Source organism: Citrobacter sp. CK202, assembly GCF_030333225.1.
Lineage (GTDB): Bacteria > Pseudomonadota > Gammaproteobacteria > Enterobacterales > Enterobacteriaceae > Citrobacter_B > Citrobacter_B koseri.
Map to the genome: position 1 here is coordinate 593,368 of NZ_JAOWGI010000029.1, position 20,145 is coordinate 613,512.

At 57.6% G+C, this 20,145-nt stretch carries 19 protein-coding genes; 10 read left to right on the forward strand and 9 right to left on the reverse strand.

The window, feature by feature from the left end:
• The 6 genes from OGX84_RS22575 to hycI are packed head-to-tail and all read left to right on the forward strand — an operon-like array spanning window position 1 to window position 4,825.
• Window positions 1–924, forward strand: a complete 924-nt coding sequence (locus OGX84_RS22575) for a respiratory chain complex I subunit 1 family protein (RefSeq protein WP_012134833.1) — start codon at window positions 1–3, stop codon at window positions 922–924.
• A gap of 17 nt (window positions 925–941) precedes the next feature.
• Window positions 942–2,651 carry a formate hydrogenlyase subunit HycE gene (hycE, locus tag OGX84_RS22580; RefSeq protein WP_012134832.1) on the forward strand — a complete coding sequence of 570 codons (1,710 nt, stop codon included), beginning with the start codon at window positions 942–944 and terminating at the stop codon, window positions 2,649–2,651.
• Between the two features lie 9 nt (window positions 2,652–2,660).
• Complete coding sequence (locus OGX84_RS22585) at window positions 2,661–3,203, forward strand: formate hydrogenlyase complex iron-sulfur subunit (protein WP_275165500.1); 543 nt, start codon at window positions 2,661–2,663, stop codon at window positions 3,201–3,203.
• Entirely contained in the window at window positions 3,203–3,970 is a 768-nt protein-coding gene (hycG, locus tag OGX84_RS22590; RefSeq protein ID WP_012134830.1) for a formate hydrogenlyase subunit HycG, read from the forward strand. The genes OGX84_RS22585 and hycG overlap by 1 nt, the downstream gene beginning before the upstream one ends.
• On the forward strand, window positions 3,967–4,377 hold the full coding sequence (locus OGX84_RS22595) for a formate hydrogenlyase maturation HycH family protein (protein ID WP_115181231.1): 411 nt from the start codon (window positions 3,967–3,969) through the stop codon (window positions 4,375–4,377). The genes hycG and OGX84_RS22595 overlap by 4 nt, the downstream gene beginning before the upstream one ends.
• On the forward strand, window positions 4,370–4,825 hold the full coding sequence (gene hycI / locus OGX84_RS22600; RefSeq protein WP_275165511.1) for a hydrogenase maturation peptidase HycI: 456 nt from the start codon (window positions 4,370–4,372) through the stop codon (window positions 4,823–4,825). The genes OGX84_RS22595 and hycI overlap by 8 nt, the downstream gene beginning before the upstream one ends.
• Before the next feature lie 82 nt (window positions 4,826–4,907).
• Here the strand turns inward: hycI and OGX84_RS22605 are convergent, their stop codons facing one another.
• Complete coding sequence (locus OGX84_RS22605; RefSeq protein WP_286458422.1) at window positions 4,908–6,332, reverse strand: 6-phospho-beta-glucosidase; 1,425 nt, start codon at window positions 6,330–6,332, stop codon at window positions 4,908–4,910.
• 22 nt (window positions 6,333–6,354) lie between these two features.
• A complete protein-coding gene (gene ascF, locus OGX84_RS22610) occupies window positions 6,355–7,809 on the reverse strand; it encodes a PTS cellobiose/arbutin/salicin transporter subunit IIBC (protein WP_275165513.1) in 1,455 nt (484 codons plus the stop codon).
• Between the two features lie 264 nt (window positions 7,810–8,073).
• Here ascF and OGX84_RS22615 point away from each other — a divergent pair, with 264 nt between their 5' ends.
• The 3 genes from OGX84_RS22615 to hypF all read left to right on the forward strand — a co-directional run bounded on the left by OGX84_RS22615 (window position 8,074) and on the right by hypF (window position 12,171).
• On the forward strand, window positions 8,074–9,087 hold the full coding sequence (locus OGX84_RS22615) for a LacI family DNA-binding transcriptional regulator (protein WP_275165514.1): 1,014 nt from the start codon (window positions 8,074–8,076) through the stop codon (window positions 9,085–9,087).
• Window positions 9,088–9,241: 154 nt separating this feature from the next.
• Window positions 9,242–9,787 carry an electron transport protein HydN gene (hydN, locus tag OGX84_RS22620; protein ID WP_024130889.1) on the forward strand — a complete coding sequence of 182 codons (546 nt, stop codon included), beginning with the start codon at window positions 9,242–9,244 and terminating at the stop codon, window positions 9,785–9,787.
• A gap of 143 nt (window positions 9,788–9,930) precedes the next feature.
• Window positions 9,931–12,171 carry a carbamoyltransferase HypF gene (gene hypF / locus OGX84_RS22625; RefSeq protein ID WP_214143799.1) on the forward strand — a complete coding sequence of 747 codons (2,241 nt, stop codon included), beginning with the start codon at window positions 9,931–9,933 and terminating at the stop codon, window positions 12,169–12,171.
• 257 nt (window positions 12,172–12,428) lie between these two features.
• Here the strand turns inward: hypF and norW are convergent, their stop codons facing one another.
• Window positions 12,429–13,562: an NADH:flavorubredoxin reductase NorW gene (norW, locus tag OGX84_RS22630; RefSeq protein ID WP_071257938.1), complete on the reverse strand. Its 1,134-nt coding sequence runs from the start codon at window positions 13,560–13,562 to the stop codon at window positions 12,429–12,431.
• On the reverse strand, window positions 13,559–15,007 hold the full coding sequence (gene norV, locus OGX84_RS22635) for an anaerobic nitric oxide reductase flavorubredoxin (protein WP_214143798.1): 1,449 nt from the start codon (window positions 15,005–15,007) through the stop codon (window positions 13,559–13,561). Before norV ends, norW begins: the two co-directional genes overlap by 4 nt.
• 185 nt (window positions 15,008–15,192) lie before the next feature.
• Here norV and norR point away from each other — a divergent pair, with 185 nt between their 5' ends.
• Window positions 15,193–16,713: a nitric oxide reductase transcriptional regulator NorR gene (gene norR, locus OGX84_RS22640; protein WP_214143797.1), complete on the forward strand. Its 1,521-nt coding sequence runs from the start codon at window positions 15,193–15,195 to the stop codon at window positions 16,711–16,713.
• On the opposite strand, the gene gutQ is transcribed toward norR, so the two are convergent.
• The 5 genes from gutQ to srlB form a co-directional block, all read right to left on the reverse strand.
• Complete coding sequence (gene gutQ / locus OGX84_RS22645) at window positions 16,710–17,675, reverse strand: arabinose-5-phosphate isomerase GutQ (protein ID WP_012134818.1); 966 nt, start codon at window positions 17,673–17,675, stop codon at window positions 16,710–16,712. The genes norR and gutQ overlap by 4 nt on opposite strands.
• Window positions 17,668–18,441, reverse strand: coding sequence for a glucitol operon DNA-binding transcriptional repressor SrlR (gene srlR / locus OGX84_RS22650; RefSeq protein ID WP_012134817.1), 774 nt, complete (start codon window positions 18,439–18,441; stop codon window positions 17,668–17,670). The genes gutQ and srlR overlap by 8 nt, the downstream gene beginning before the upstream one ends.
• A gap of 73 nt (window positions 18,442–18,514) precedes the next feature.
• Complete coding sequence (gene gutM, locus OGX84_RS22655; RefSeq protein WP_012134816.1) at window positions 18,515–18,874, reverse strand: transcriptional regulator GutM; 360 nt, start codon at window positions 18,872–18,874, stop codon at window positions 18,515–18,517.
• A gap of 101 nt (window positions 18,875–18,975) precedes the next feature.
• Complete coding sequence (srlD, locus tag OGX84_RS22660; protein WP_012134815.1) at window positions 18,976–19,755, reverse strand: sorbitol-6-phosphate dehydrogenase; 780 nt, start codon at window positions 19,753–19,755, stop codon at window positions 18,976–18,978.
• 18 nt (window positions 19,756–19,773) lie between these two features.
• Window positions 19,774–20,136 (reverse strand): PTS glucitol/sorbitol transporter subunit IIA, encoded by a 363-nt coding sequence (gene srlB / locus OGX84_RS22665; protein ID WP_012134814.1) that lies wholly within the window; start codon window positions 20,134–20,136, stop codon window positions 19,774–19,776.
• Window positions 20,137–20,145: the final 9 nt, after the last annotated feature.

The following is a 20,145-nucleotide window of genomic DNA, read 5'->3' on the forward strand; positions in this document are numbered from 1 at the left end:
ATGAGTGTGTTATATCCGTTAATTCAGGCGCTGGTGTTATTCGCCGCAGCGCCGCTGCTGTCCGGTATTACCCGCGTGGCGCGTGCCCGGTTGCACAATCGTCGCGGGCCGGGCGTTTTGCAGGAGTATCGCGACCTGATCAAGCTGTTGGGGCGCCAGAGCGTTGCGCCTGCCGATTCCGGCTGGGTCTTTCGCCTGACGCCGTTTGTGATGGTCGGCGTCATGCTGACTATCGCGACCGCGCTGCCGGTGGTGACGGTTGGTTCGCCGTTGCCGCAGTTGGGCGATCTGATCACCCTGATCTACCTTTTTGCGATCGCCCGTTTCTTCTTTTCTATTGCCGGTCTGGATACCGGGAGTCCGTTTACCGCGATCGGCGCAAGCCGCGAAGCGATGCTCGGCGTACTGGTGGAGCCAATCCTGCTGCTCGGCCTGTGGGTGGCGGCGCAGGTGGCCGGTTCCACGCACATCAGCAATATCACCGACACGATTTACCACTGGCCGGCAGCGCGCAGCATTCCGCTGATGCTGGCGCTGTGCGCCTGCGCATTCGCCACCTTTATCGAGATGGGCAAACTGCCGTTCGATCTGGCGGAAGCGGAGCAGGAGTTGCAGGAAGGCCCGCTGACCGAATACAGCGGCAGCGGCTTCGCGGTGCTGAAGTGGGGCATCAGCCTGAAACAGCTGGTGGTGCTGCAAATGTTTGTCGGCGTATTCCTGCCGTGGGGACAGATGGAGACCTTCAGCGCGGGTGGGCTGCTGCTGGCGCTGGTGATTGCCATCGTCAAGCTGATCGCTGGCGTGCTGGTGATTGCCCTGTTCGAAAACAGCATGGCGCGCCTGCGTTTTTGCGCCACTTCACGCGTGACCTGGGCCGGTTTTGGGTTTGCGTTTTTAGCATTCGTCTCCTTGCTGGTGGCGTGATTTAAGAGAGTTTGAGCATGTCTGAAGAAAAATTAGGTCAACAATACCTTGCGGCGCTGCACCAGGCTTTTCCGGGCGTGGTGCTGGACGAAGCCTGGCAGACCAAAGATCAGCTGACCCTCACCGTGAAGGTGAACTACCTGCCGGAAGTGGTGGAGTTTCTCTACTACAAACAGGGCGGATGGCTCTCGGTACTGTTTGGCAACGACGAACGCCAGCTGTGCGGCCACTATGCCGTTTACTACGTGCTGTCGATGGAGCAGGGGACGAAGTGCTGGATAACCGTGCGCGTTGAAGTCGATGCCAACAAACTGGAGTTTCCGTCCGTGACGCCGCGCGTGCCGGCTGCGGTGTGGGGCGAACGCGAAGTCCGCGACATGTATGGCCTGATCCCGGTCGGCCTGCCTGATGAACGCCGCCTGGTGCTGCCGGATGACTGGCCGGATGAACTCTATCCGCTGCGTAAAGACAGCATGGATTACCGTCAACGCCCGGCGCCGACCACCGATGCTGAAACCTACGAATTTATCAACGAGCTGGGTGACAAGAAAAACAACGTGGTGCCGATCGGCCCGCTGCACGTCACCTCTGATGAACCGGGTCACTTCCGCCTGTTTGTTGACGGCGAAAACATTATCGACGCCGATTACCGCCTGTTCTACGTCCATCGCGGCATGGAGAAACTGGCGGAAACCCGCATGGGTTACAACGAAGTCACCTTCCTGTCGGACCGCGTGTGCGGCATTTGCGGCTTTGCTCACAGCACCGCCTATACCACCTCCGTCGAGAATGCGATGGGCATCGTGGTGCCGGAACGCGCGCAGATGATTCGCGCCATTCTGCTGGAGGTGGAGCGTCTGCACTCGCACCTGCTGAACCTCGGCCTGGCCTGTCACTTCACCGGCTTTGACTCCGGCTTTATGCAGTTCTTCCGCGTGCGTGAAACGTCGATGAAGATGGCGGAGATCCTTACCGGGGCGCGTAAAACCTACGGTCTGAACCTGATCGGCGGGATTCGTCGCGATTTGCTGAAAGAGGACATGATCCAGACCCGTCAACTGGCGCAGCAGATGCGCCGCGAGGTGCAGGAACTGGTGGATATGCTGCTCAGCACGCCGAACATGGAGCAGCGCACCGTCGGCATTGGGCGCCTCGACCCGGAAATCGCCCGCGACTTCAGTAACGTGGGGCCGATGGTGCGCGCCAGCGGTCACGCCCGCGATACCCGCGCCGATCACCCGTTTGTCGGCTACGGCCTGCTGCCGATGGAAGTGCATAGCGAGCAGGGCTGTGACGTCATCTCCCGTCTGAAAGTGCGCATCAACGAAGTGTACACCGCGCTGAACATGATCGATTTCGGCCTGGATAACCTGCCGGGCGGCCCGCTGATGGTGGAAGGCTTTACCTATATCCCACACCGTTTTGCGCTGGGCTTTGCCGAAGCGCCGCGCGGGGATGACATCCACTGGAGCATGACCGGCGACAACCAGAAGCTGTACCGCTGGCGCTGCCGTGCGGCGACCTACGCCAACTGGCCGACCCTGCGCTATATGCTGCGCGGTAACACGGTCTCCGACGCGCCGCTGATCATCGGTAGCCTCGACCCTTGCTACTCCTGTACCGACCGCATGACCGTGGTGGATGTGCGTAAGAAGAAGAGCAAAGTCGTGCCGTACAAAGAACTTGAGCGCTACAGCATTGAGCGTAAAAACTCGCCGCTGAAATAAGGAATCGCCATGTTTACCTTTATCAAAAAAGTTATCAAAACCGGCGCGCCGACGTCGTCGTATCCGCTGGAGCCGATTGCGGTCGATAAAAACTTCCGTGGCAAACCGGAGCATAATCCGCAGCAGTGTATTGGCTGCGCAGCCTGCGTCAATGCCTGCCCGTCGAATGCGCTGACGGTTGAAACCTGCCTTGTTACCGGTGAGCTGGCCTGGCAGTTCAATCTCGGGCGCTGCATCTTTTGCGCCCGCTGCGAAGAAGTGTGCCCGACGGCGGCGATTAAACTCTCGCAGGAATATGAGCTGGCGGTGTGGAAGAAAACGGACTTTCTGCAACAGTCCCGCTTTACGCTGTGCAATTGCCGCGTGTGCAACCGTCCTTTCGCGGTGCAGAAAGAGATTGATTACGCCATCGCGCTGCTGAAACACAATGGCGACAGCCGCGCGGAGCATCACCGTGAAAGCTTTGAGACCTGCCCGGACTGCAAGCGTCAGAAATGCCTGGTGCCGTCCGACCGTATTGAACTGACTCGCCATATGAAAGAGGCCAGCTGATGAGCAATTTATTAGGCCCACGCGACGCCAACGGCATTCCGCTGCCGATGACGGTGGATGAATCCATCGCCAGCATGAAGGCGTCTTTGCTGAAAAACATTAAGCGTTCGGCGTATGTCTACCGCGTGGACTGCGGTGGCTGCAACGGCTGCGAAATTGAAATTTTTGCCACCCTTTCTCCGCTGTTTGATGCCGAACGTTTTGGCATCAAAGTCGTCCCGTCGCCGCGTCATGCGGATATTCTGCTGTTTACCGGGGCGGTGACGCGCGCGATGCGTTCTCCGGCGCTGCGCGCCTGGCAGTCCGCGCCGGACCCAAAAATCTGTATCTCTTACGGCGCCTGCGGCAACAGCGGCGGTATCTTCCACGACCTGTACTGCGTCTGGGGCGGCACCGACAAAATCGTACCGGTGGATGTCTACATTCCGGGCTGCCCGCCGACGCCTGCGGCAACGTTGTACGGTTTCGCGATGGCGCTGGGTTTGCTGGAGCAGAAAATCCACGCCCGCGCGCCGGGTGAACTGGACGAGCAGGCGGCAGAGATTCTGCATCCCGACATGGTGCAGCCGCTGCGCGTGAAGGTGGATCGCGCGGCGCGTCGTCTGGCGGGTTATCGCTATGGCCGTCAGATCGCCGATGATTACCTGACCCAACTGGGACAGGGTGAACATCAGGTGGCGCGCTGGCTGGAAGCGGAAAACGATCCGCGTCTGACCGAGATCGTCACCCACCTGAATCATGTGGTTGAAGAGGCGCGTATCCGATGAGTGAAACGGTGGTGTTCAGTCAACTGAGCCGTAAGTTTATTGATGAGAACGATGCGACGCCCGCCGAGGCGCAGCAGGTTGTCTATTACAGCCTGGCGATTGGCCACCACCTTGGGGTCATCGACTGCCTGGAAGCGGCGTTAACCTGCCCGTGGGAGGATTATCTGGCGTGGATTGCGACTCTGGAAGAGGGAAGCGAGGCCAGACGTAAAATGGAAGGCGTGCCGAAGTACGGCGAGATCGTCATCGATTTTAACCATGTGCAAATGCTGGCGCGCGCTTTCGACGGCGCGCTCGCTGCGCAAAGCCCGCAACAGCAGGCGTGGAGCAAGCTGATGCTGAGTATGCTCCACGATATTCATCAGGAAAGCGCCATCTATCTGATGGTGAGGAGACACCGTGACTGACGTTTTATTGTGCGTCGGCAACAGTATGATGGGCGATGACGGCGCCGGGCCACTGCTGGCCGAGATGTGCGCCGCGCAGCCTAAAGGCAACTGGGTTGTTATTGACGGCGGCAGCGCGCCGGAGAACGATATTGTCGCGATCCGCGAACTGCGCCCGGATCGTCTGCTGATTGTCGATGCGACCGACATGGGGCTGAATCCGGGCGAGATCCGCATCATCGACCCGGATGACATCGCCGAAATGTTTATGATGACCACCCACAATATGCCGTTGAATTACCTGGTGGATCAGCTGAAAGAGGATGTTGGCGACGTGATTTTCCTCGGCATCCAGCCGGATATCGTTGGCTTTTATTATCCGATGACGCAAGCGATTAAAGACGCGGTGGAAGTGGTTTATTCAAGGCTTGCAGAGTGGGCTGGCGACGGGGGATTTTCTCCGCTCTGAGCGGGTGCCCGGTGGCGCTACGCTTACCGGGCCTACGGTTTTGTAGGCCGGGTAAGGCGAAGCCGCCACCCGGCAAAACGGGCTACGCCAGATCTTCCCCGTTACTCGCAATCACTTTCTTGTACCACCAGAATGATTTTTTGCGGGTACGCGCCAGCGTGCCGTTGCCAGCGTCGTCACGGTCGACATACACAAATCCGTAGCGTTTGCTCATTTCGCCTGTCGAGGCGGACACCAGATCGATGCAGCCCCAGGTGGTGTAACCCATCAGCGGCACGCCGTCTTCAATGGCGTCGGCCATCGCCCGAATATGCTCACGCAGATAGCGGATGCGGTAATCATCATGGATCTCACCTTTCGCGTCCGGCTCATCTTTCGCGCCGAGGCCGTTTTCCACCAGAAATAGCGGCTTCTGGTAGCGGTCATACATCATATTCATAGTGATGCGCAGACCAAGCGGGTCAATCCCCCAGCCCCATTCGCTGACGTCAAGGTGCGGATTGCGCAGCGATTTCACCACGTTGGCGGCGTTGGTGTTATTAGCGTTCATCTCCGCTGAAGCGCAGCGTGACGCGTAGTAGCTAAACGAGACGAAATCGACGGTGTTCTTCAGGATAGCGTCGTCTTCCGGGGCTTTTTCAATCACCACGCCTTTCTCGCGAAAAACGCGGGCGGAATAGGTCGGGTAAGCGCCGCGCGCCTGCACATCAATAAAGAACAAGTTTTCGCGGTCTTTCTCCAGCGCGGTCCAGACGTCCTGCGGTTTACAGGAGTACGGATAAAAATTGCCCCCCGCCAGCATACAGCCGACCTGGTTTTGCGGGTTGACCTCATGGGCGATTTGGGTCGCCAGCGCGCTGGCAATCAGCTCGTGATGCGCGGCCTGATACTTCACCTGATCCTGATTTTCACCTTCCTCAAACACCAGGCCCGCGCCGGAGAATGGGCTGTGCAGCATGATGTTGATTTCGTTGAACGTCAGCCAGTATTTCACCAGACCGTCAAAGGCTTCAAAGCAGGTTCGCGCATAGCGGGTAAAGAACTCCACCATTTTGCGATTGCGCCAGGAGCCGTACTCCGTCACCAGGTGCATCGGCACATCGAAGTGGCACAGCGTGACCAGCGGCTCAATACCGTGCTTTTTACACTCTTCAAACACCGCGCGATAAAACGCGATGCCTTCTTCGTTCGGCGTCAGCTCATCGCCGTCAGGGTAGAGACGGCTCCAGGCGATCGAGGTGCGAAACACTGTAAAGCCCATCTCCGCCATCAGGGCGATATCGTCTTTATAGCGATGGTAAAAATCAATCGCGTCATGGCTAGGATAAAATTCGTCATCCCGCAGTTGAAAGCGTTTCTCCAGCCCCAGTTTGACCGGCATCCGGTGCTCGCCGTGCGGGATCATATCGACGGTGCTCAGCCCTTTGCCGCCTTCCCGGTATGCCCCTTCAGACTGGTTGGCGGCCAGTGCGCCGCCCCATAAAAATCCTTGCGGAAATACAGACATAGTCATCCTCAATATGCGCCAGTCAGATGCTGGCTTCTTTTGCAGTAGTCGGTTGCGCGGCCTGGTTTTTTCTTGCCTGCGCGGCTGCGTCTTCCACGGGGATATCTTCAAAGCCGAGGATCAGCGTCAGAACAAAAGAGAGCACCACGGCCAGCGCCATCACGCCAAACACCCAGGCGATGGTCATCGGGTTCGCCGGGTCGAAGAACTGGACGCTGGTGAACAGGCCCGGCGCCGCCATCGAGTGGCTGGCAAGCCCCGCCATACCTGCCACCGCGCCGCAGATAAAGCCGCTGATCAGGCTCGCAATCAGCGGACGCTTCAGACGTACCGCCACGCCGTACAGCGCTGGTTCGGAGATCCCCGCCATAATTGCGGAAGCAGCGGCGGCAAGCGCTGTCTGGCGCAGTTCCGGGTTTTTGGTTTTCCATGCGACGGCCAGAGAGGAACCGCCCAGCGACAGGTTAGCGCCAATTTCAGACGGCATGACCATGCCTTCTTTGCCGGTTTCAGCAATGGTCTGGATGATGGTTGGGGTAAAGACGCGGTGCATCCCGGTCATGACCAGCAGCGGCCACAGCGCGCCCATGATGGCGACGGAAAGCCAGCCCAGATAGCCGTGAATGGTGTAAACCAGCGCGGAGATGGCGCTACCGATCCAGATCCCGATTGGGCCGATTAAAACAATGGCGAGCGGGGCGGCGATCAGGACGATCAGCATTGGTTTCAGGAAGTTTTTCGTGACGGCCGGGGTAATGCGATCCACCCAGCGTTCGATGTATGAAAGACACCATGTCATCACCAGCGCCGGGATCACCGTGTAGGTGTATTTCACCGCCGTCACCGGGATCAGGGCAAATTCAACGTGTTCACCTTCGGCGGCTTTCGCCATCAGGTCGATAAAACTCGGGTGAACCAGCACGCCTGCGATGGCAATCGCCAGCGACATGTTCGTTTTGAACTTGATTGCCGCTGACGCCGCCACCATCAGCGGCAGGAAGAAGAACGCGCCGTCGCCAATCACCGTCAGGATGGTCAGCGTGGAGGCGCCTTTTTCCAGCAGCCCCGTCATTTCGAGGATCATGGCCAGCAGTTTCAGCATCGATCCGCCGATAATCGCCGGGATCAGCGGGGACATAGTGCCGATCAGCGCGTCAAGGATCCCCGCGCCGATGCGTTTAAAGGTGAGTTTCGGTTTGCCGATGGGCGCTGCGGGCTGCATATCGGTCGGCAACAGACTGACGACTTCGCGATACGCCTGTGAAACGGTGTTGCCGATAATCACCTGACACTGGTTGTCGCTGCGAACCACGCCGAGAACGCCGCTGAGGGTTTTCAACGTCGCGCTGTCGACCTGCGCGTCATCTTTGAGAACGAAACGCAGACGCGTCATGCAGTGTGTCACGGCGGTGATGTTATCCACACCGCCCAGCGCCGTCACCACGGAGCGCGCCAGTGCCGCATAATTCTTAGACATCGGATTTTATCCTGTTTTATCAATAGGGTAGTTTTATCGTCTTACGCCTTTTCGCTAAAAAAACGTGGGCAATGAAACGCAAAATAGGAAACCGGTTCCACAAAATCATGAATAGTTTCACTGAATGACACAAGATCACAATTTGATCATTTTTTATAATTGTGAGAATGATCACTTGTTGTTTTGGGCGGTGATTTACCATCAAGGACAACAACGGTACGGTGAAGTACACTGCGTGTCATTGAGTGCTAATGGATGAGTAATATGACGACGATGCTGGAGGTGGCTAAGCGCGCCGGGGTGTCGAAAGCGACGGTTTCCCGGGTGCTTTCAGGTAACGGCTACGTCAGCCAGGAGACCAAAGACCGCGTGTTTCAGGCCATTGAAGAGAGCGGCTATCGACCCAATTTGTTAGCGCGCAGTCTGGCGGCGAAGAAAACGCAGACCCTCGGTCTGGTGGTGACGAACACCCTTTACCACGGCGTTTATTTTAGCGAGCTGCTGTTTCATACGGCGCGGATGGCAGAGGATAAGGGGCGTCAGCTTCTGCTCGCGGACGGCAAACACAGCGCGGAAGAAGAGCGTCAGGCGATTCAGTATCTGCTCGATCTGCGCTGCGACGCCATTATGATTTATCCCCGTTTTCTCAGCGTGGATGAGATTGACGACATTATCGACTCACACGCCCAGCCCATTATGGTGCTTAACCGTCGGCTGCGAAGAAACAGCAGCCACTGCGTTTATTGCGACCAGAAGCAGACCAGTTTTAACGCGGTGGAACAGTTGATCGCCGGGGGGCATCGCGAGATTGCGTTTATCACCGGTTCGATGGATTCCCCTACCGGCGTGGAGCGTCTCTCAGGGTATAAAGACGCATTGACGCGACACGGCATTGCTATCAATAACGAATTGATTGTCAACGGAAAGTGGACGCCCGCCAGCGGTGCTGAAGGGGTGGATACGCTTCTGGCGCGCAAGGTGAGTTTTACCGCGCTGGTAGCCAGTAATGACGATATGGCGATTGGCGCCATCAAACAGTTACACGAGAGTGGCATGAGCGTGCCTGCGCAGACCTCGGTCATCGGATTCGACGACATCGCGATGGCGCCCTATACCATCCCGGCGCTTTCCAGCGTTAAAATTCCGGTCACGGAGATGATTCAGGAGACGATTGGACGTCTTATCTTCATGCTGGACGGCGGTGAATTTACGCCGCCAAAAACCTTTACCGGTGCGCTGATCCTGCGCGATTCGGCAGCGCCGCTGCCTGCCCGCTGATCCCGCTTTACATTGTCATTTGTCATCGTCATTCGTGACGATGACAGTGCCTGGTCACAACGTCATCATCAAATATCAAGCAATAACAATCAGTTAAAAACTGGCACGATTTATGAATGTTTCGGCACATAATCTGTCATTGCTGGAGAATTTGATGAACCGTTTCATCATTGCCGACGCCAATAAATGCATTGGTTGCCGTACCTGTGAAGTGGCCTGTGTGGTGTCTCATCAGGAAAACCAGGACTGCGCGTCGCTGACCCCTGAAACTTTCTTACCCCGCATCCATGTGATCAAAGGTGTGAATGTCTCCACGGCGACGCTGTGCCGCCAGTGTGAAGACGCGCCGTGCGCCAATGTCTGCCCGAACGGCGCCATCAGCCGTGATAAAGGTTTCGTACATGTGATGCAGGAGCGTTGCATTGGCTGTAAAACCTGCGTGGTCGCTTGCCCATACGGCGCGATGGAAGTGGTTGTGCGTCCGGTGATTCGCAACAGCGGCGCGGGCCTGAACGTCCGGGCGGAAAAAGCGGAGGCCAACAAATGCGACCTTTGCCACCACCGCGAGGCCGGCCCTGCCTGTATGGAGGCCTGTCCGACCCACGCGCTGATTTGCGTCGATCGCAACAAACTTGAACAACTGAGCGCGGAAAAACGTCGCCGTGCGGCGCTGGACTCCTCCGCGTCTTTGCTTTTCTGATTCCTGAAAAACCGCGTAAAATACGGTGGTATTCATGCCGGATGGCGACCTTGCCTTATCCGGCCTACTGTTCGTATCCCCGTAGGCCTGATAAGCGTAGCGCCATCAGGCAAACCGGGATAGATGACTGCGGGAACGACTTCATGACAATAAACAACCACTCCGGCGTACAGTTGCGTATTCGTGGCAAGGTGCAGGGCGTTGGTTTTCGGCCTTTTGTCTGGCAACTGGCGCAGCGGTTACAACTGCATGGCGACGTGTGTAACGACGGTGACGGTGTGGTTGTGCGCTTACAGGAAGATCCGGCGGAGTTTATTGTGCAGTTACATCAACATTGCCCGCCGCTGGCCCGTATTGACAGCGTCGAGAGCGAGCCGTTTGCCTGGTCTCAACTGCCTGCCGATTTCTCCATCCGCCAGAGCGCGGGCGGAACGATGAATACGCAAATTGTGCCCGATGCGGCCACATGCCCGGCCTGTCTCGCCGAAATGAATACGCCCGGCGAGCGGCGCTACCGTTACCCTTTTATCAACTGCACCCACTGCGGCCCGCGTTTTACGATCATTCGTGCGATGCCTTACGACCGTCCGTTTACCGTGATGGCATCGTTTCCGTTGTGCAGGAAGTGTGCGACGGAATACCGCGATCCGTACGACCGCCGTTTCCACGCCCAGCCTGTTGCCTGCCCGGCCTGCGGCCCGCATCTGGCGTGGCGCTCTGGCAGCGCTCGGGCGGAAAAAGACGCCGCGCTACAGGCTGCCGTCGCGATGTTAAAAGCGGGGGGAATTGTCGCCATCAAAGGTATTGGCGGCTTTCATCTGGCCTGCGATGCGCAAAACGATGAGGCGGTGGCGATGCTGCGGGTGCGTAAACGCCGCCCTGCGAAACCGCTGGCGGTAATGTTGCCGGATGCGGAAGGCTTGCCGGATGCGGCGCGCCGACTGCTGACTACGCCAGCCGCCCCCATCGTGCTGGTGGATAAACAGCATGTCGCGTCGCTGTGCGAGGGGATCGCGCCGGGGCTGGCGGAAGTGGGGGTAATGCTGCCCGCGAATCCGCTCCAGCATCTGCTTTTACAGGCGCTGAATTGTCCGCTGGTGATGACCTCCGGCAACCTTAGCGGTAAACCGCCAGCCATCACTAACCAACAGGCGCTGGACGACCTGAAGGCGATCGCCGACGGTTTTCTGTTGCACAACCGCGATATCGTGCAGCGAATGGATGACTCGGTCGTGCGTGACAGCGGCGAAATGCTACGCCGTTCGCGGGGCTATGTGCCGGATGCGATCGCGCTGCCGCCGGGATTTCGCGATGTGCCGCCGATGCTTTGTCTGGGCGCCGATCTGAAAAATACCTTCTGTCTGGTGCGCGGCGAGCAGGCGGTGGTAAGCCAGCATCTGGGGGATCTCAGCGATGACGGCATTCAAACGCAGTGGCGTGACGCGCTGCGTTTGATTCAGAACATTTACGATTTTACGCCGCAACGCGTTGTCTGCGACGCGCATCCGGGCTACGTTTCCAGCCAGTGGGCCAGCGAGATGACGCTTCCGACCGAAACGGTATTGCACCACCATGCGCATGCGGCGGCATGCATGGTCGAGCACGGCTGGCCGTTGAACGGCGGCGATGTGATTGCCCTGACGCTCGACGGCATCGGTATGGGAGAGGGCGGCGCGCTGTGGGGCGGGGAGTGTTTACGCGTTAATTACCGTGAATGCGAGCATCTTGGCGGCCTGCCCGCCGTCGCGCTGGCGGGCGGCGATCTCGCCGCGAAGCAGCCCTGGCGCAACCTGCTGGCGCAGTGTCTGCGCTTTGTTCCTGACTGGCGGGACTATCCAGAAACGGCTGCGCTGCAACAACAGCAGTGGAACGTGCTGGCGCGGGCCATTGAGCGCGGAATTAACGCCCCGCTGGCGTCGTCGTGTGGACGCCTGTTCGATGCCGTCGCCGCCGCATCAGGCTGCGCGCCTGACACACTCAGTTATGAAGGAGAAGCGGCCTGTGCGCTGGAGGCGCTGGCTTCGCGATGCAATCGCGTTGAACATCCGGTGACGATGCCGGTTAAAAACAACCAGCTGGATTTAGCCACGTTCTGGCGGCAGTGGCTGAACTGGCAGGCTGCTCCCGAGGAGCGGGCGTGGGCCTTTCACGACGCGCTGGCGCATGGGTTCGCCGCGCTGCTGCGCCAGGAAGCGACCGCACGCGGGATCACCACGCTGGTATTCGGCGGCGGCGTGCTGCATAACCGCTTGCTGTGCAGGCGTCTGGCGTTCTGTCTTGCTGATTTTACCTTACTGTTCCCACAGCGTTTACCGGCCGGGGATGGGGGAGTGTCGTTAGGGCAGGGAGCGATCGCCGCAGCGCGCGAGCTGGCGCAAAAATAAAAAAAAGCCCCGGGACTGGCGGGGCGAAACGTGTCGGGGCATACCGACAAGCAGCAGCGCACTTCCGTGTGCGTGAGGTTAATAAATCAGTGGCAGTATCGCCGGATGGCGACGTACAAACAGGCGCTTCCCGTAGGCCGGATCAGGCGTTTACGCCGCCGTCCGGCAAAGATGTTCGAACATTGCCTGATGGCGCTGCGCTTATCAGGCCTACGGCGTCATGATTTGCAGGCCAGCCGCCATCCGGCACAATGAACTTACGCGGGCAGCGTTTTCAGCAGCGCAAAGGCCTCCTTCATGCGGTCTTCGCTCACCACAAAGGCGCAAAGCTGACCTTCGGTATTCATGCCTCGGGCGACCATCCCTTCGGACTCCGCCGCAATGTGCCAGTTCAGGTCGCAACGCTGGGTTTCGCCTGCAAGATGTAACGGCAATTCCGGCGTTTTGATTTTCACCAGCATGGCGGGCAGCTTCAGCGGCGCGTTCCCGCCGAGCAGATTTTTCGCCAGATACATGGCGCTTAACTGAATCGGTTGCAGGAAAGGCAGAACCTGGCCGTTAATTTCCGCGCAGTCTCCCAGCGCATAAATATCCGGGTGGCTGGTTTGCAGATAGCTGTCAACGCAGACGCCACGGTTGATGGTCAACCCGGCACGGCGCGCCAGCGCGGTTTCCGGGCGCAGGCCGGTCGCGGCGATGACCGCATCCACCTCTACCTGACGATCGCGATCCAGCGTGGCGCGAATACCGGTAGCGGTTTTCTCCAGACCCTGCAACTGCGATTTCAGCAGCAGATGTACGCCCATATCGGTCAGACGATGCTGCAAACGGCTGCTCACTTCCGGCGGCATCAGCGAGGCCAGAATGCTGGCGGCATTGTCAATCAGCGTGACGGCTTTACCCGCACGGCAGAAATCCATTGCCAGTTCGCTACCAATCAGACCGCCGCCGACAATCAGTACGCGCTGTGCGTCACGCAGTTGCGTTTCACAGGCGCGATACTCCTGTTGGCTGTTCAGTGTGAGCATTAACTCACGTCCGGCAACCGGCGGAACAAAGGCTGATGCCCCTGTCGCCAGTACCAGTTTGTCGAACTGCCATTGCTTGTCCTGGCTTTTTACCACATGGGCGTCGGCATCAATGTCTGTAATCCAGGTGTGTGGGAACAGACGCAGATTAAACTGTTCGGCAAACTCCCCCGCCGACTGGCGGGTGAGGTCGTCGGCGCGCTGCGCCTGGCTGATGACGTGACTGAGGTCGGGTTTGTTGTACTCGTCCATACTGTCAGCGGCAATCAGGGTCAGCGCTACGGTCGCGTCCTGTTTACGGATGTTTTTGACTAACTGGCGGGCGGCGAAGCCCGAACCAATAATGACAATTCCCCGGCTCATTTTGCCTCCGTTGCCAACACATCAAAGACGTCTTTACCTAATGAACATTCCGGGCACAGGAAGTTATCCGGTACGTTGCTCCACGGCGTACCCGGCGCGACATCCTGCAACGGCTCACCTTTTGCAGGGTCGTAAATCCACTGGCACACGCTGCACTGCATGCTTGGGCCGAGGTCAGCCGCAGCGGCGGCGGCACAGGCGCACTCTTCTTCCTGGGTTGTCGCTTTCACATTTGTTTCCGGCAGCGGAGCGAGCGCCCACTGACGGGCAATATCGCGGCCGTGCTGGCGGCAAAGTTCCAGGGCATCAATATCAGGACGCCATTTCGCTTTCAGACTCAGTGACATCTCGAAACCGGCATCTTGCAGACGGGTGGACAGACGGTCTACCGCGCCGCCGCTCCAGCCGTGGGAACCGAAGGCGCTGGCGCGTTTGTTACGAAAGCGCAGGCCAGTCATCTCTTCAACGAGACCGGCGATTTTCGGCATCATCACGTTGTTCATCGTAGAAGTACCGACCAGCACGCCTTTGGAACGGAACACGTTGGTCAGAATTTCGTTTTTATCGCTGCGTGCGACGTTAAAGATTTTCACCGCCACGTTCGGGTCAACTTCGTTGATGCCTTGCGCAATCGCGTCGGCCATCATGCGGGTGTTGTTGGACATGGTGTCGTAGAAAATGGTGATGCGATCTTCCTGATAATCCGCCGCCCATTTCAGATACAGTTCAACGATCTGGGTTGGGTTGTCGCGCCATACCACGCCGTGGGAGGTGGCAATCATATCTACCGGCAGGTTGAAGCCGAGGATTTCGGTGATTTTTGGCGTGACCAGACGGCTGAACGGCGTCAGGATGTTGGCGTAGTAACGCTGGCACTGCTCGAACAGCTCGGTCTGATCGACTTCATCGTTGAACAGACGTTCGTCACAGTAGTGCTGACCGAAGGCGTCGTTACTGAACAGTACCGCGTCGCCCGTCATGTAGGTCATCATGCTGTCCGGCCAGTGCAGCATCGGGGTTTCAACAAAAATCAGCTGCTTGCCGTTGCCGATATCCAGCGTGTCGCCTGTTTTTACGACGTTAAAGTTCCATTCCGGGTGATGGTGGTGACCGGTAATGGAGTCAATGGCGTTTGCGGTGCAGTAGATCGGCGTATCCGGGATTTGCGCCATCAGTTCGGTCAGCGCGCCCGCGTGGTCTTCTTCCGCATGGTTAATAATGATGTAATCAATGTCGGCCAGGTCGATTTCGCTACGCAGGTTTTGCACGAATTCGCGGCTGAATTTATGATCTACGGTATCGATCAGAACATTTTTTTCTTCACGGATGAGATAGCTGTTGTAGCTGCTGCCGCGCAGCGTTTTATATTCGGTCCCGTGAAAATCACGAACTTCCCAGTCACGTTGGCCAACCCAATGAATGTTATTTTTAACCAGAATAGACATAGCAACCTCAGTAAATACAGTTTTTTTAAGAAAGATGTATTGCTAATAGCAGGATGCGTGCCAACTTTTTAACTTATTGATTTACAATAATTAAAAAATTATACTCATAAAATGGTAGTCAAAAAGACTATTCAATTAATTGTCAATATGACACTATTGATTGTCAAAATGACAATGAGGTAGCCATGAGCTTTTCAGTTGATGTCCTGGCGGGTATCGCCATTGAATTACAAAGTGGTATCGGGCATCAGGACCGCTTTCAGCGCCTGATCACCACGCTGCGTCAGGTGCTGGAGTGCGATGCGTCGGCGCTGCTGCGCTATGAGGGGCGGCAGTTTATTCCGCTGGCGATCGACGGTCTGGCGCAGGATGTACTGGGCAGGCGCTTCACTCTGGAAGGGCACCCGCGACTGGAAGCCATTGCCCGTGCCGGGGATGTGGTGCGTTTTCCGGCCGACAGCGACCTGCCGGACCCGTATGACGGACTGATCCCGGATCAGGAGAGCCTGAAGGTACACGCCTGTATCGGGCTGCCGCTGTTCGCCGGGCAAACCCTGATTGGCGCACTCACGCTTGACGGCATGGAACCCGATCAGTTTGATGTTTTCAGCGATGAAGAACTGCGGCTCATCGCAGCGCTGGCGGCGGGGGCGCTGAGCAATGCGCTGCTTATTGAGCAATTAGAAAGCCAGAATATGTTGCCGGGATCTTCCGCCTCTTTCGAACAGGTGAAAGAAACGCAGATGATCGGCCTGTCGCCAAATATGATGCAGTTGAAAAAAGAGATTGAGATTGTGGCGGGGTCGGATCTCAACGTGCTGATCAGCGGCGAAACGGGAACCGGGAAAGAGCTGGTGGCGAAAGCGATTCACGAAGGCTCGCCACGGGCGGTGAACCCGCTGGTGTATCTGAACTGCGCCGCGCTGCCGGAAAGCGTGGCGGAGAGCGAGCTTTTCGGCCACGTCAAAGGGGCGTTTACCGGGGCAATCAGCAACCGTAGCGGTAAGTTCGAAATGGCCGATAACGGCACGCTGTTTCTTGATGAGATCGGCGAGCTGTCGCTGGCGTTGCAGGCGAAACTGCTGCGCGTTTTGCAGTATGGCGATATTCAACGCGTCGGGGACGATCGCAGCCTGCGCGTTGACGTGCGCGTGCTGGCGGCGACTAACCGCGACTTACGCGAAGAGGTGCTGGCCGGGCGTTTTCGCTCCGACCTGTTCCACCGTTTGAGCGTGTTCCCGCTCTCCGTGCCGCCGCTGCGTGAGCGTGGTGAGGATGTGGTCTTGCTGGCCGGGTATTTTTGCGAACAGTGCCGCCTGCGGCTGGGGCTTTCCCGCGTGGTGCTGAGTCCGGGGGCGCGTAGCCATCTGCTGAGCTATGGCTGGCCGGGAAACGTTCGCGAACTGGAACATGCGATCCACCGTGCGGTGGTTCTGGCAAGAGCGACCCGGGCGGGGGATGAGGTGGTGCTGGAAGCGCAGCATTTTGCCTTACAGGAGGAGGTTTCTCCCGCCCTGCCTGACGACAGTACGCCGACGCTACCGGCAAATCACAATTTGCGCGACGCGACCGAGGCTTTCCAGCGGGAGATGATTCGCCGTGCGTTAGCGCAAAATAACCACAACTGGGCCGCCTGCGCGCGGGCGCTGGAGACAGACGTCGCCAACCTGCATCGGCTGGCGAAGCGTCTGGGGCTGAAAAGTTAGATGATGCCTGCCTGGTAGAAGTCTTGCAGGTTGATTGCGCCGGTGAGTTTACCGTTTTCATCCACCACCGGCGCGGCGGTGATCTTGCGCTTCATCAGAAGTTCTTTGGCATCGATGGCGCGGCTCTGCTCCTGCAACGTAATGCCGTTGTGGGTCATCGCTTCGCTGACCGGCGTAGCCAGCGTGCCGCCGCCAACCAGCCAGCGGCGCAGGTCGCCGTCGGTAAAGACGCCTTTTACAACGCGCTGCGCGTCGCATACCGCAACCAGACCTAACCCGGTACGGCTCAGCTCCAGCATGGCGTCCATCACGCTGGTGGTGAGCTGAACCTGCGGCACCGCATCGTCACGGCGCATCAGGTGATGGACTTTGTTGAGCAGACGCGCGCCCAGCGCCCCGGCAGGGTGTGAACGGGCGAAATCCTCTTCATTGAAACCGCGCGCCTGCATCACCGCCATAGCCAGCGCGTCGCCCATCATCAGGGTGTTGACGGTGCTGGAGGTCGGCGCCAGGTGCATCGGGCAGGCTTCGCGCTCAACGGAGATATCCAGCACAGCCTTTGCCGCCAGACCCAGCGGGGAGGTCGGCTTTCCGGTCATTGCCAGCAGGGTTATCGATTTATCTTCCAGGCGCGGAATAATGAGATCCAGCTCTTTCGCACCGCCGGAATAGGAGATGAACAGCATCACATCCCGGCTTTCGATCATGCCGAGATCGCCATGTAACGCTTCTGCCGGGTGGACAAAGAACGCGGGCGTACCTGTACTGGCGAGAGTAGCGGCGATTTTTTTGCCGATATGGCCTGACTTGCCAATACCGGAGACAATCACTTTGCCTTCGCAGTGGAGGATCGTATTGGCGGCACGGACAAAATCATCGCCCAGGCGTTCCGGCAGACGGCTTGCTTCCTGTAACTCCAGCAGTAATGTCTGGCGACCCGCGTTCAGTAATGCATCACTCATTGGTTTCTCCGGTTATGATCACTTCAATCCCTTTTGCTTCCAGCGCCTGACGAAACGCGGGGTCGATACCCGCGTCGGTAACCAGTTTGTCGACGCTTTCCAGACTGCACACAACGTTGGGGCTTTTACGCCCAAATTTTGAGGAGTCCGCCATCAGAATCACTTCGCGTGCGGCATTGCACATCGCTTTGCTGACGGTATAGACCTCATTAAAGGTGGTCACTCCGGCATTGAGATCGATGCCGTCGGTGCCCATGAACAGTTTATCAAAACTGAACTGCTCAAAGGCGTTTTCTGCCAGCTGACCGTGAAATGACGCAGATTTTTTGCGGAATGTGCCGCCGGGCATCAGGATGGTCTGCTCGTTGTCCAGCTCCGAAAGGGCGTTAACAATGTGCAGGCTGTTGGTCATGACGGTGATATTGCTAAAGCGGGTAAGCATCGGCACCATCTGCAACACGGTGCTTCCGGCATCAAGGATGATGGAGTCGCCATCGTGGATAAACTGGACAGCCGCTTGTGCGATCAACGCCTTTTTATGGGTGTTGATCAGCGTTTTGTGATCGATAGGCGGGTCGGATTCATCTTTATTCAACACCACGCCGCCATACGTGCGAATAACGGTTCCGGCATTTTCCAGAATGACCAAGTCTTTGCGAATGGTGGTGCCCGTGGTGTCAAAGTACTGGGCCAACTCCTCAACCGAGCATTTTCCCTGCTTTTGCAGATGCTCCAGAATAGCAGCCTGACGCTGACGTGGTTTCATAGGCGTAATTACCCTGACTGATGTATAAGTTGTGAAATGATAATTTCGCAAGCAATTAGCATTCACAACGAAATTACCCATGTTTCAGTTTAAGCGCTAATGATAGTGCATTCTGTGAGAGCGAATCATGGGGAAAGATCACATCAGGCTGTAATTCATCAAGATGTTTGCCCTGTATTGCGGGAATTTTAACCGGTCGGGCAAAGACGGTGAGACCTTTCATGAATAAGGTATCCGTAACGCGCTGCTGGTCATCCAGAGCGATGGCGACCACCACTCGCGGTTTAAAGCGTCCGCCGGAGCGCCCGACGCCCACTCGCCCTCGTTGGCAAAGTTTGTCAAACGCCCGGTTAAAGCGGGAGATTTGCCAGCCGCCCAGCGCCAGTTGCGCACACCAGGCGATAACGGCGACGGTGATCAGTGCGGAAACCATAATGCGCTCCTTTGATTTTGCCGGATGGCGGCTGTGCCTTATCCGGCCTACATAATATTCGTAGGCCCGGTAAGCGCAGCGCCACCGGGCAATCATACCTCTTAAAACATCACCTGACCGCCGGTTACATTGATGGACTGTCCGGTGCAGTACGACGCCTTCGCGCTGGCGTAAAACAGCAGCATGTCCAGTACGTCCTGATAATCGCAGCCGCGTTTTAACGGAACTTTGTCGATGTAATACTGCTCCACTTCGTCCGGCTTGATGCCAAGCTTGGCGGCGTATTGCGGCAGCAGCGACTGGAACATCGGTGATTTCAGCAGGTTGCCAAGCATCAGCGAATGCACGGTAATGCCGTATTCTGCCAGATCCAGCGCCAGCGACTGGGTTAAGCCCACGCCGCCGAACTTCGCCGCGCTATAGCCGGAGTTGTGTTTACTGCCCACTTTCCCGGACTTGGAGTTGATCTGGATAATGCGTCCCTGAATGCCGTCGCGGATCATCAGGCGGGAGAATTCGCGAGCGCAAAGGAAATACCCCACCAGATTCACCTGTAGCGAGCGGTCGAAATCGCCGAGTTGAAAATCGCTGATAAACGCCGCTTTGGCGATGCCCGCGCTGTAGACCAGCAGATCAACCCGGCCAAAAATTTCATCGACTCCGCGAGAGAGCGCCAGAACGCTCTGCTCGCTGGTGGCATCGGCGCCAAAACCGTACGCCATGCCTTCGCCAAACGCGGCGTTAATCTCCTGCGCCACATTTGCGGCTTTATCACTCTGAATATCGACAACGGCGACGCGATAACCAACCTCTGCAAGCCCACGGCAGAGGAAGGCCCCCAGGGTCTGGCCTCCACCAATGACAACGGCAACCTGATTCATTTTTCTCTCCTTAAACCTTTAAGCCACAAACTTCAAAATACAGCCCGGCGCGATGTCGTCCGGTACTGGCCCCGCAACGTGTACGGTGCCGGGAAATTCCGCCTCGTTCAGCCCGTCGAAGCGCAGGGTGATATGCCCCAGTTCACGCAGATTCTGCTCGGCCACGCTGCCCACAGCAGTCACCGGATAGCGATGCTCACCCAGCTGAAACTGTGCGCCGGGTTGCAGCGTGCCGTTCAGCTCGCCGTGGCAGTGGATAAAGCAAAACGCTTCGATATCCGCCGGCGCGCCTTCACGAAAGGTAATCAGCATCCTGTCGCAGAGCGCGTCCGGTGCGCTCTCGCCGATACGGGTGATGGTGGTCTGGTAAATCACGGTCATCTCTGAACC